We start from the raw sequence: 12,035 nt of genomic DNA on the forward strand, positions 1-12,035 counted from the left end.
GCGGCGATGATCCTCGGCGCCGGAACCGATTACGCGATCTTTCTGATCGGGCGCTACCACGAGGGCCGGCGCCGCGGCAGCGACCGCGCCGGCGCCCTCGTCGATGCCTACCGCGGGGTGGCGCCGGTGGTCATCGGCTCCGCGCTGACCATGTCCGCGGCGTTGGCGTGTTTGAGCCTGGCCAAGGTGGGCATGTTCCGCAGCACCGGAATACCCTGCGCTATCGGCGTTTTGGTCAGCATGGCTGCCGCTCTCACGCTTACCCCGGCGTTGATCGGTTTGGCCGGCCGACGCGGCATGCTGGAACCCAGGCGCTCGGTGATTGCCCACCGGTGGCGGCGTATCGGCGTCGTTGTCGCCCGCTGGCCGGGACCTGTCCTGGTGGTCAGCGGCGGGTTGATCGCTATCTTGATCCTGCCGCTGGCCGGCATGCGGACCGGCTGGAACGAGCCGGCCGCGACTCCGGCAGGGACCGAGTCGAACAGTGGTTATACGGCCATGGCCCAACATTTTCCGTCGAACCGGCTGCTGCCCGATGTGGTGACCGTGGAGGCCGACCACGATCTGCGCAACCCGGCAGCATTGATCGCGGTCGAGCGGATCACCCGTCAGATCATGGCTATTCCCGGGGTCCGAATGGTGCAGTCGGCGAGTCGGCCGGCCGGCACGGTTCCCGAGGAGGCCACACTGAGCCACCAGGCCGGGTTGATCGGCAAGCAATTCGGCGACGACATGGCTGCTGTCGTGCAGCGATTCCGGCGACTGGGTGACCTGGACACGATCCTGTCGCAGATGACTGCCGCGCTCGACCAGGTCAACCGCGGCGTGCAGGGCGGTGCCGGCGGTTTGCGTGAGATCGGTTCGGGCGCAGACGATATGCGCGCGGGCATGGACGGCATCCGGCATAACGCCGATGCGATTTCTGGATACCTGACTCCGCTGCGGAACTTCGTCGACGCCAGCCCGGACTGTCCGGCCAATGCGATCTGCTCGCTGGTGTCCCGCGTCGTCCAACCCGTCGACAGCGTCATCCGCAGCACCGGCGAATTATCCAGCGGTGCAGGCAAAATCACGTCTGGGTCGGGTGCTGCGACCACCGCGTTCGCCGGGTTGCCGCAGACGTTGCAGTCGATGCGTGACGTGCTGGGTCAGGCCAAAGCGGCAGCCGGCGAGCTGCGCGGTGTCACCGATTCGATCGCCCCGCAGGTGCGCCAGGTGTCCGACTATCTGCGTGAGCTCGATGCGGGCTTCCGCGGCAGCGCCGCGGGCGGGTTCTACCTGCCCGACCGCGCGCTGTCCGATCCACGGTATCGGCTGGCGTTGAACGACCTGGTCTCGTCGGACGGCCGGGTGACCTATCTGCTGGTCTACGGCGATGGCCAGGAGCGGGGAGCGGACGGCGCACAACGCGCCCGCCAGATCCACACCGCCGTTGCCGAGGCGACCAAAGAGGGGACCTTGACCCCGGTGTCGGTGGGCCTGGCCGGCGTCGGCCCGGCCACCCGCGACCTCCAGGACCTGGTGCACAGCGACATCGTGTTGCTGGTCGGCGCGACGCTGGCGCTGATCTTCCTGATCGTCGCGATGATGTTGCGGAGCCCGGTGGCGGCGGTGGCGGTGGTCGGCACTGTCATCGTGTCGTATGCCTCGGCGCTGGGTGTCAGCGTGTTGGTCAGCCAGCACCTGTTCGGCCAGCCGCTGCACTGGGCGGTGGCGCCGATGGCCTTCATCGCATTGGTAGCCGTCGGCGCCGACTACAACCTGCTGCTGGCGATGCGGATTCGCGAGGAGCTACCCGCAGGTATCGGCACCGGTGTCATCCGCGCATTCGCGGCCACCGGCGGTGTGGTGACCACGGCGGGCATCGTCTTCGGAATCACGATGTTCGCGCTGGTCGGTAGCACGGTGCTCAGCATCGAGCAGGTTGGCTTGACTGTCGGGATCGGCCTGCTGCTGGACACCTTGCTGGTCCGGACTTTTCTAATGCCGTCGCTGGTCGCTCTGCTCGGTCGCTGGTTCTGGTGGCCGCGTCTGCCCGCTCGACGAGCACACCGGCGCCGCGCCCAACCGGCCGCAGCTGGGCTGTCTCCCCAGCTAACTGGGCGACACGCCGGGTTCGGTCGACGCTATCGACGTGACCTGGCCTTACCGTGAGAATGTGCTGGATCTGGAACCGCGAGGCCCGCTGCCGCCGGAGATCTACTGGCGACGCCGGGGATTGGCGATAGGCGTCGGGGTCGTCGTGGTCGCCATCGTCGTCGCGATCATCGTTGCCGTGCTGAGCGGAAGCGCCGGCGCCAACACCTCCTCCGCAGCGAAGAAGCCGACACAAGCCGGACAGAACGCGTCGAACCCCGAGGTCAAGACTCCGGTGGAGCCGCCGGCCGGTCAGAACACCGACCAGCCGGCCGAGACACCCACAGCCGCCGTGCAGCCGCCGCCGGTGCTCAAAGAAGGCGACGACTGCCCGGACTCCACGCTGGCCGTCAAGGGCCTGACCAACGCGCCGCAGTACGCCACCGGTGATCAGCCGAAGTTCGTCATGGTCGTGACGAACATCGGGCTGGTCGCCTGCAAGCGCGACGTCGGCGCCGCGGTGCTGGCCGCCTACGTCTATTCGCTGGACAACAAGCGGCTGTGGTCCAACCTGGACTGCGCGCCGTCCAACGAGACCCTGGTCAAGACGTTCGCGCCCGGCGAGCAGGTGACCACCGCCGTCACCTGGACCGGCATGGGGTCGGCTCCGCACTGCCCGCTGCCGCGGCCGGCGATCGGACCCGGTACCTACAACCTCGTCGTGCAGCTGGGAAACCTTCGCTCGCTGGCGGTTCCATTCATCCTGGCTCCGCCGCTACCTCCGGGTGCCGCGCCGCCGCCTCCGCCGCCCGGGTTGCCCGGCGCGCAGATGCCCGGGCCGCTGCCCGGTCCTGCCCCCGCCCCGGGAGGCTAGTCCGCTCGGTCTAGCTGAGCGGATCGCCGATCGTCGACTCCGCCAACTGCGACAGTCCTTCTCGCACGTGGCGGGCCCAGATTTCGCCGATGCCCTCGACGGCCTCCAGGTCGCCGGCGCTGGCCGCCAGCAAGCCCTGCAGCGAGCCGAATTCGCGGACCAGCCGGTCGGCGTGGGCGAACTGTAGCCGCGGGATCTCTGACATCGCGCGGTAGCCACGTGAGCTCACCGCAGAGTCTTGGGCTTCCGCCGTCGACGGATAGCCGAAAACCTTTGCCATCGTAGTGAAGTCGAGCAGCTCGGCGTCCGACATGGCGTCCAGCTCTTCGAGCGTCGCGGCAAGCTCGGCCTTGGACAGCGGCTCGGGGTTGGCGTGGTAGTCGCGCACGATCAACTCGCGGGAGGCATCGTTGCCGCCGAGCAGCTCTTCCAGCTGCAGCCGCAGCTGACGTCCGTCGGTGCCCAGCTCGACGACCTCGTTGTCGAGCTCCACGCCGATCCGGCGGACCAGTTCGAGCCGCTGCACGACCGTCATCACGTCGCGCAGCGTCACGAAGTCCTCGATCTCCGCGCGCGACAGCTGCCTGCTGACCTCGTCGAGCCGGGCCTTGTACCGTTCCAGCGTGGCGATGGCCTGATTGGCCCGCGACAAGATGGTCGACGAGTCGGCCAGTACGTGGCGTTCGCCGCTGAGGTAGACGGTCACGATGCTCATCGAGTGGCTGACCGAGATCACCGGGTAGCCGACCTGGCTGGCGGATCGCTCGGCCGAGCGGTGCCGCGTCCCGGATTCGTCGGTGGGTATCGACGGGTCCGGAACCAGTTGCACGTTGGCCCGCAGAATTCGGCTGCCATCGGTGGACAGCACCACGGCGCCGTCCATCTTGCAGAGTTCACGCAGCCTGGTCGGCGCGTATCGGACGTCCAGCGAGAAGCCGCCGTCGCAGATGGCTTCCACGCTGTCGTCGTAACCCAGGACTATCAGTGCACCGGTCCGGCCACGCAGGATCCGTTCCAGGCCGTCGCGCAGCGCGGTGCCCGGCGCCAGCCGTGCCAGCGCTTCACGCAGGGTGGGGCGTGCCGGCTGTGCTGCGCCGTTCGTGGTCGATTTGGCCGTACTCATCACCAGTCATTGTGCGCTGTGGGCGGCGGGTCCAGGCGACGTGGTGGTGTCGGCGCCTTGTCGCGGTACCCGGCGATGTCGAGCACATGCTCGAGCGCAGCGCCGATGGTGGGCGCTTGAAGCGTCGTCAGACCCCGCGGCACGGCATCGCAGCCCGACGGAATCAGCGCCGTGGTGAACCCCTGCCGCGCCGCTTCGGCCAGCCGGCGCTCCATGCCGCTGACCCGTCGCAGGTCGCCTGCCAGACCGACTTCACCGATCATCACAGCGGTGGCCGGCAACGGCAGGTCCACGTATGCCGACGCGAGCGCGACCGCCACTGCGAGGTCCGACGACGGGTCAGTGAGCCGCATGCCGCCCACGGTCGACAGGTACACGTCGTTGACCGCGATCTTGAGCCGGGCGTGCTTTTCCAGCACCGCGGCGATCATCGCGGCGCGCGCATGGTCGATCCCGCTGACGGCGCGGCGCGGTGAGCCGCCCGAGGGTGTTGCCAGCAACGCCTGGATTTCGCCGACCAACGGGCGCTTCCCGTCCAGGGTCACCGTGATCGCGGTACCCGCGACGGGCTGCGGCCGCTGATCCAAAAACAGCCCGGACGGATCCGCAACGGCATCAATACCATTGTCCTGCAATAGAAAACAGCCGACTTCGTCTGCGGCGCCGAACCGGTTCTTCACGCCGCGGACCATTCGCAGCAGTGAATTACGGTCTCCCTCGAAATGCAGCACCACGTCGACCAGATGCTCAAGCGAGCGGGGGCCGGCAATAGCCCCGTCTTTGGTGACATGGCCGACGAGGACCAACGGCACGCCAGTGGTCTTCGCCGCAGTGGTGAGCGCGGTGGTGACCGCGCGCACCTGGGTGACGCCACCGGCGACGCCGTCGGCCTCGGCGCTGCACATGGTTTGCACCGAGTCGACCACAACCAGCGTCGGCTGCACCGCCTCGATATGGCCGAGCACGGAGTGCAAGTCCGACTCGGCGGCCAGGTACAGCTCGTCGTGGCTGCAGCCGGTCCGATCGGCGCGCATCCGGATCTGCCCCCTCGACTCCTCGCCGGACACATACAGAGAGCGCCGCCCCGACTCCGCCCACCGGTGGGCAACCTTGAGCAACAGCGTCGACTTGCCGACCCCCGGATCGCCGGCGAGTAAGGTGACCGAGCCCGGCACGACGCCGCCGCCCAGCACGCGATCAAGTTCGTCGATACCGGTGGGGCAGTGGCGGGTGCCGTCAGGCTCGACGGAGCTGATCGGAACGGCGGCCGAAGACAGGCCCACCACGGCGCGTGTGCCGCCCCGGACAGCGCTGAGCGCCGCCACCTCGTCGACAGAACCCCAGCTGCCGCACTCCAGGCAACGTCCTACCCATTTCGCGGTGACATGGCGGCACTCCGAACAGCGGTACTGCGAACGTGCCTTGGCCACCCGGTGACGGTATCCGGCTGGTGCGACAGATCGGCGGAGGTTAGGCCGGCCCCGGCGATTCGTTGTGCTGCGGAGCTTCGGGCGCTGAAATCGGCACTGCCAGGCTGACGCTGCCGGCTTTCTCGAAATTGAAGGTGACCTCGTAATTCGGGCCGTTGGCGATCGGCTTGGTCAACGCGATAGTCGCCTTGACCGAGTCGGCGCTTTCGACGGCGTCGACGGCTTTCTTGCCGTGGCCCTGCTGACCACCGATGAACAGCACACCGCTGGCAGGCAGGGTGGGATCACCGGTCACGGTCACCTTGCCGATGTCGGTGGTGATGCCGACCAGCTTGTCGGTGATGTCCGGCGACTGGTTGACCGCGACGAGCACCAGATCCACCGTGGTCCCCGGCCGGAGGAAGTCACCGGTCTGCAGCGCCTGAATGCGAACATTGCGCAACGCGACGTTGTTGATCGCCGCCTGGTTGCCGTCGACTGCGGATTGCTGCATGGCAGTCTGCGACACCTGACCGGCGCCGCAGCCGGCGATCGCGGCCGCACTGATCAAGCCCCCTGCCGCAAGCACGGCGAGCTTTGCCGAGCGACGACTCGAGCGGGATTTCGAGTCGCGGTAGTCAAAGCGGTTCACTCAAAGCCTCCTGCTCGGCTCACGAACGCCACTGCGGTTCGACTATGCACAGTAGTAGGTCGGCCGGACCCGCGGTAGCTGAGGGCGTCCCAGCTGGATCAGAGCAGCGCAGCAGCGTCCTGACCGCCTCAAACGGCGCGCTGCTGGAACCCTTCGGGCGGCGCCGAACGGGTTCTGGACAGGTAGCCGCCTTGCACGAAACTCTCCGTCTGTCAACCCCCTCTCCGCATGCCCGGTGCCCCTGACCTGCACCGTTGTTCCGCACGTGTCGGCGCGGCGTGTTAGCATGGAGTCACGAAAGGGGCTCGAAACTGATGAATTTTGCGGTCGGAGACACCGTTGTCTATCCACACCACGGTGCTGCGTTAATCGAGGCGATCGAAACCCGAACCATCAAAGGGGAACCAAAAGAATATCTCGTCTTGAAGGTGGCCCAGGGAGATCTAACAGTTCGAGTACCCGCTGACAACGCCGAGTACGTCGGCGTGCGCGACGTGGTCGGCCAAGAGGGCCTCGACAAGGTGTTCCAGGTGCTCCGCGCACCGCACACCGAAGAGCCGACCAACTGGTCCCGCCGCTACAAGGCCAACCTGGAGAAGCTCGCCTCCGGTGACGTCAACAAGGTCGCCGAGGTTGTTCGTGACCTGTGGCGCCGCGATCAGGAGCGTGGCCTGTCCGCCGGCGAGAAGCGGATGCTGGCCAAGGCCCGTCAGATCTTGGTAGGCGAGCTGGCGCTGGCCGAAAGCACCGACGACGCCAAGGCCGAGACCATCCTCGACGAGGTCCTGGCCGCCGCGTCCTGAATTTCCTGACACGCAAGGACCGGGATTGACCGGCACGGTCGCGGTAGTTCCGGCCGCTGGGTCGGGCGAACGACTGGCTGCCGGTGTTCCAAAGGCTTTCTTTCAGCTCGACGGGCGCACTCTCGTCGAACGCGCCGTCGACGGTCTGCTGGAGTCCGGCGTGGTCGACCGCGTGGTGGTTGCCGTTCCCGCTGACCGCACCGACCGGGCGAAGCTGATCCTGGGCCGGCATGCGACCGTCGTCGCCGGCGGAGCCAACCGGGGCGACTCGGTCGGCCGGGCCCTGGCGGCTGTCGCGGAGTCAGCGGAACCCGACTTCGTGCTGGTACACGATGCGGCCCGTGCCCTGACACCGCCCGCGCTGGTGGTCCGCGTCGTGGAGGCGCTGCGAGCCGGGCATCCGGCCGTTGTGCCCGTTCTGCCGCTCTCGGACACCATCAAGACCGTCGATGCCAACGGCGCGGTGCTGGGGACGCCGGAGCGGGCGGGCCTGCGCACCGTGCAGACCCCGCAGGGCTTTGTCACCGAGCTGCTGCTGCGTGCCTACGAACGGGCCGGAACCGCGGACTTCACCGACGACGCCGCCTTGGTCGAGCACGTCGGCGGTCAGGTGCAGGTGGTCGACGGCGATCCGCTGGCATTCAAGATCACCACCCGCCTGGACCTGCTGTTGGCACAAGCGATCGTCAACCAGTGAACGCTCGCGTGGGCGTGGGCACCGATGTGCACGTCATCGAACCCGGCAGACCATGCTGGCTGCTTGGCCTGCGATTTCCCGACGTCGACGGCTGCGCCGGGCACTCCGACGGCGATGTGGCCGTGCACGCGCTGTGCGACGCGCTGCTGTCGGCCGCCGGACTGGGCGATATCGGCGACGTGTTCGGTGTCGATGACCCGCGGTGGGCCGGCGTCGCCGGTATGACGATGCTGCGCCACGTCGCGGATCTGATCGCACGACACGGCTACCGCGTGGGCAACGCGGCCGTCCAGGTGATCGGCAACCGGCCAAGGATCGGTCCCCGTCGCGCTGAGGCGCAGACGGCGCTGTCCGGGGTGCTGAATGCGCCGGTGTCGGTGTCGGCGACCACCACCGACGGGTTGGGGCTGACCGGGCGTGGCGAGGGCCGGGCCGCTATCGCGACGGCTTTGCTGGTGGGGGTCGAAGACACGGCGCGCTAGCCGCCGCACCGCCCGACGATCTTTCGCATCGCGGTGATCGTTTCCCTTGCCGGTGAACGCTCGCTCTGTATCCGGCGGGCCTTGTCGATGGAATCGGCCCGACGGCGGTGCAGTGGTGCTCGATGCCGTATCCGGCCCGGTAAGCTGGCACGTCGTGACCGATTGCGCCGACCTGTGGCTACACGACACGGCAACGGGTGCCGTGCGCGAGTTCGTCCCGCTGCAGCCTGGGCACGTCTCCATTTATTTGTGCGGCGCCACCGTGCAGGGCCTACCGCACATCGGCCACGTGCGCAGCGGGGTGGCGTTCGACATCCTGCGCCGCTGGCTCACGGAGCGGGGCTGCGACGTCGCATTCATCCGCAACGTCACCGACATCGACGACAAGATCCTCAACAAAGCCGCCGCGGCAGACCGGCCGTGGTGGGAATGGGCGGCCACCTACGAGCGGTCGTTCTCCGCCGCCTACGACGCGCTGGGCGTCTTGCCGCCGTCGGCTGAGCCGCGGGCCACCGGCCACATCACCCAGATGGTGGAGCTGATCGAGCGGCTGATTGAGACCGGCAACGCCTATACCGGCTGTGGCGACGTCTACTTCGACGTACTGAGCTACCCCGAATACGGCCAGCTATCTGGGCACAAGATCGATGACGTCCATCAAGGCGAGGGAGTAGCGACCGGTAAGCGTGATCAGCGTGACTTCACGCTGTGGAAGGGCGCCAAGCCCGGTGAGCCGTCATGGCCGACGCCCTGGGGGCGCGGACGCCCCGGCTGGCACACCGAATGCGTGGCGATGGCCCACGAGTATCTGGGCCCGCAGTTCGATATCCATTGCGGTGGAATGGATTTAGTCTTCCCGCACCACGAGAACGAGATCGCGCAAAGCCGCGCGGCCGGCGACGGGTTCGCCCGGTACTGGCTGCACAACGGCTGGGTCACCATGGGCGGCGAGAAGATGAGCAAGTCGCTGGGCAATGTGCTGTCGATTCCGGCGATGTTGCAGCGGGTACGCCCCGCCGAGCTCCGGTACTACCTGGGCAGCGCGCATTATCGCTCGATGCTGGAGTTCTCCGAGACGGCGTTGCAGGACGCGGTCAACGCCTACGTCGGCATCGAGGATTTTCTGCACCGGGTACGTACCCGGGTCGGCGCCGTCGAGCCCGGTGATTGGACGCCGCGGTTCGGCGCTGCGCTCAACGACGACCTGGCAGTACCCGTCGCGCTGGCCGAAGTGCACCACACCCGCGCGGAGGGCAATCGCGCACTCGACGCCGGTGAGCACGACGCCGCGTTGGCCAACGCCGGCGCGATCCGGGCAATGATGGGCATTCTCGGCTGCGACCCGCTCGACGAGCGCTGGGAATCCCACGACGAGACGTCGGCCGCACTCGGCGCCGTCGACGTGCTGGTGCGCGCCGAGCTGGAGCGGCGCGAACAGGCCCGCGTGCAGCGGGACTGGAAGCTCGCCGACGAGATCCGGGATCGGCTCAAAGACGCCGGCATCGAGGTCACCGACACCGTCGATGGCCCGCAGTGGTCGCTGGGGACCCACGTCGATGGCCGGTAACTCGCAACGCCGCGGAGCGGTGCGCAAAGCCGGCACGAAGAAGGGCCCGACTGTCGGCTCCGGCGGCCAGCGGCGCCGCGGGGTGGAGGGGCGCGGGGCCACTCCGCCCGCCCATATGCGCCCCAACCATCCGGCTGCCAAGCGGCTCAAGGCGCAACCGCGCCGGCCTGCTCAACGCAAGGACGACGGCGTCGAAACCGTCCTGGGACGCAACCCGGTGCTGGAATGCCTGCGCGCCGGCGTCCCGGCCACCGCGCTCTACGTTGCGCTCGGCGCCCAGGGCGACGAGCGACTCACCGAATCCGTCACTCTGGCAGCCGATACCGGCATCGCGATCCTCGAAGTCCCGCGGACCGACCTGGATCGGATGACCACCAACGGGCTGCACCAGGGGATCGCGTTACAGGTACCGCCGTACAACTACCTGCATCCCGACGAGTTGCTCCAGATCGCGCTGGGCACCCCGCCCGCGTTGCTGGCCGCGCTGGACAACATTTCCGATCCGCGAAACCTGGGTGCGATTGTCCGCTCGGTCGCGGCGTTCGGCGGCCACGGGGTGCTGATCCCACAGCGGCGTTCGGCGTCGGTGACCGCGGTCGCCTGGCGGACCAGTGCCGGTGCGGCGGCAAGGATTCCCGTCGCGCGCGCGACGAATCTGAATCGCACACTTAAGGATTGGGCCGACCGAGGCCTGCAGATCATCGGCCTCGACGCCGAGGGTGACACCGATGTCGACGATGTCGACGGTGGCGGCCCGGTCGTGGTGGTGGTCGGATCAGAGGGCAAGGGGTTGTCCCGGTTGGTGCGACAGAACTGCGATGCGGTCGTGTCGATTCCGATGTCTGGTCGTGCCGAATCGCTGAACGCCTCGGTGGCCGCCGGGGTTGTGCTGGCCGAAATCGCCCGTCAGCGCAGGCGCTAGCCGAATTGGCTGCCCGGTGGCCCTTGCGCCTTGGCGCGGTGCTGGTGGTTCTCGCCGTGCTGGGTCTGGCCGCGCCCGTGGCGGCGCAGTCGCCCGATTTCGACCTGCAGGCCCACGCCGGCGGACGCGGCGAGACGACCGGTGAATCGCTGCGGGCCTTCGCCAAATCGATCGAACTCGGTGTCAGCACAATCGAATTCGATATCAACATCACCAAAGACCACCAGCCGCTTGTCTGGCATGACCCCGCCATCGACCCGCAACAATGCTCGGACACCGCGCCGGCGGTCGCCGGCGATCCGTCGTATCCCTACGTCGGAAAACTGGTGCACGACTTGACCTTGGCGCAGATCCGAACGCTGGACTGCGGCAAACCGAACAGCCAGTTCTCCGATGCTGAAGTGGTGTGGGGCAACCGAATAGCCACTTTGTCCGAAGTCTTCTCCCTCGCCGAGTCGTATCGGGCCGATGTGCGCTACAACATCGAGACCAAGGTCGCCGCCGATCGCCCGTCCATCTCGGCTGATCCGCGCGAGTTCGTCGACGTGGTGTTGGCGGCAGTCAGGACGGCAGGCAAGGTCGATCGGGTGGCGATCCAAAGCTTCGACTGGCGAACGTTGCCGCTCGTGCACCAGGCCGAGCCGTCGATTCCGCTGGTGGCTTTGTGGGATGAGCAAACCTGGGTTCGGGATTCGCCCTGGCTGGCCGGCATCAACCCCGCACCGGTCGGTGATCCGGTTATCGGCGCCACCCTGGTCGGCGCGAACATCCTTTCGCCCGCTTACCCTTTGGTGGACAAGCCTCTGGTCGACCAGGCACATTCGTTGGGCCTCAGAGTCACTCCGTGGACGGTCGATGACGCCAACGACATGCGGGCCCAGATCGCCGACGGTGTCGACGGCATCATCACCAACTACCCTGCCCGGCTACGGGGTGTGATGAAAGAACTCGGTATGCCGTTGCCGCTGGCTTACCGTCGCTAGACCCGACGAACGTCTGACCGCCGAACTCGACCCCGATGCTGCCAAGTGCGTTTCGAGGTCAGGGTGCGCAGGTGTCAGTCCTCACCCGTCGCCACCTCGCCCGAATTCGGGCTGCCGTGCGGGCGGCCGCCACCCGGGCAGTCAATGCCGGGGAGACGCTGCCCGCTCCGCTCGAGCGGCTCGTCGACGTGTTCTACGCCGCCTCGTGGGCGTCCTGGTCAGCGCGCGCTCCAGGGACCGGGACACCAGTCTGGCCATGGTCGACGGGCTACGCGCGCTGCTGCCCGGTAGTCATTAACCAGCCGAGAGCTGCGGTCGGAATGGATTGGACTACCGCTGTCTAAAGACCCAGCAGTCGCACACCGGCCCACAGCGCCAATACCGCCGCCACCAACGCCGTGGGCACCGTGCACAACCCGAGCCTGGTGTATTCGCCGACGCTCGCCG

12 protein-coding genes are annotated in these 12,035 nt (G+C 67.6%); 8 read left to right on the top strand and 4 right to left on the bottom strand.

The genetic code is table 11. The annotated features are described in order from the left end of the window. Positions 1 to 2,154 (top strand): RND family transporter (locus VGG53_RS06965; protein WP_331517298.1); only part of this gene is annotated, 2,154 nt, incomplete at its 5' end. 4 nt (positions 2,155 to 2,158) lie between these two features. Continuing rightward, entirely contained in the window at positions 2,159 to 2,950 is a 792-nt protein-coding gene (locus VGG53_RS06970) for a hypothetical protein (RefSeq protein ID WP_331517308.1), read from the top strand. A 10-nt stretch (positions 2,951 to 2,960) separates the two neighbouring features. Here VGG53_RS06970 and disA read toward each other — a convergent pair whose 3' ends face one another. From disA to VGG53_RS06985, 3 genes are read right to left on the bottom strand one after another with little or no spacing between them, the layout of a single operon-like run. Further along, the gene (gene disA, locus VGG53_RS06975; RefSeq protein ID WP_331517299.1) at positions 2,961 to 4,073 is read right to left on the bottom strand and encodes a DNA integrity scanning diadenylate cyclase DisA; all 1,113 of its coding nucleotides are present in this window, start codon (positions 4,071 to 4,073) and stop codon (positions 2,961 to 2,963) included. Beyond that, on the bottom strand, positions 4,073 to 5,503 hold the full coding sequence (gene radA, locus VGG53_RS06980) for a DNA repair protein RadA (RefSeq protein WP_331517300.1): 1,431 nt from the start codon (positions 5,501 to 5,503) through the stop codon (positions 4,073 to 4,075). The genes disA and radA overlap by 1 nt, the downstream gene beginning before the upstream one ends. A gap of 40 nt (positions 5,504 to 5,543) precedes the next feature. After that, positions 5,544 to 6,134: a hypothetical protein gene (locus VGG53_RS06985; RefSeq protein ID WP_414688902.1), complete on the bottom strand. Its 591-nt coding sequence runs from the start codon at positions 6,132 to 6,134 to the stop codon at positions 5,544 to 5,546. A gap of 314 nt (positions 6,135 to 6,448) precedes the next feature. Between VGG53_RS06985 and carD the strand changes: the two genes are divergently transcribed. From carD to VGG53_RS07015, 6 genes are all read left to right on the top strand, one after another. Then, positions 6,449 to 6,937: an RNA polymerase-binding transcription factor CarD gene (gene carD / locus VGG53_RS06990; RefSeq protein WP_331517301.1), complete on the top strand. Its 489-nt coding sequence runs from the start codon at positions 6,449 to 6,451 to the stop codon at positions 6,935 to 6,937. Positions 6,938 to 6,962: 25 nt separating this feature from the next. Beyond that, positions 6,963 to 7,634, top strand: coding sequence for a 2-C-methyl-D-erythritol 4-phosphate cytidylyltransferase (gene ispD / locus VGG53_RS06995; protein ID WP_331517303.1), 672 nt, complete (start codon positions 6,963 to 6,965; stop codon positions 7,632 to 7,634). Continuing rightward, complete coding sequence (gene ispF, locus VGG53_RS07000) at positions 7,631 to 8,116, top strand: 2-C-methyl-D-erythritol 2,4-cyclodiphosphate synthase (protein WP_331517304.1); 486 nt, start codon at positions 7,631 to 7,633, stop codon at positions 8,114 to 8,116. The genes ispD and ispF overlap by 4 nt, the downstream gene beginning before the upstream one ends. A 154-nt stretch (positions 8,117 to 8,270) precedes the next feature. Further along, positions 8,271 to 9,683, top strand: a complete 1,413-nt coding sequence (cysS, locus tag VGG53_RS07005; RefSeq protein WP_331517305.1) for a cysteine--tRNA ligase — start codon at positions 8,271 to 8,273, stop codon at positions 9,681 to 9,683. Beyond that, complete coding sequence (rlmB, locus tag VGG53_RS07010; protein WP_331517306.1) at positions 9,673 to 10,605, top strand: 23S rRNA (guanosine(2251)-2'-O)-methyltransferase RlmB; 933 nt, start codon at positions 9,673 to 9,675, stop codon at positions 10,603 to 10,605. Before cysS ends, rlmB begins: the two co-directional genes overlap by 11 nt. Positions 10,606 to 10,628: 23 nt before the next feature. Further along, positions 10,629 to 11,588 carry a glycerophosphodiester phosphodiesterase gene (locus VGG53_RS07015; RefSeq protein ID WP_331517307.1) on the top strand — a complete coding sequence of 320 codons (960 nt, stop codon included), beginning with the start codon at positions 10,629 to 10,631 and terminating at the stop codon, positions 11,586 to 11,588. 340 nt (positions 11,589 to 11,928) lie between these two features. Here VGG53_RS07015 and VGG53_RS07020 read toward each other — a convergent pair. After that, a partial coding sequence (locus VGG53_RS07020; RefSeq protein ID WP_331517310.1) for a hypothetical protein occupies positions 11,929 to 12,035 on the bottom strand: 107 nt, incomplete at its 5' end.

It is taken from the genome of Mycobacterium sp. (genome assembly GCF_036490025.1).
Taxonomy (GTDB): Bacteria; Actinomycetota; Actinomycetes; order Mycobacteriales; family Mycobacteriaceae; genus Mycobacterium.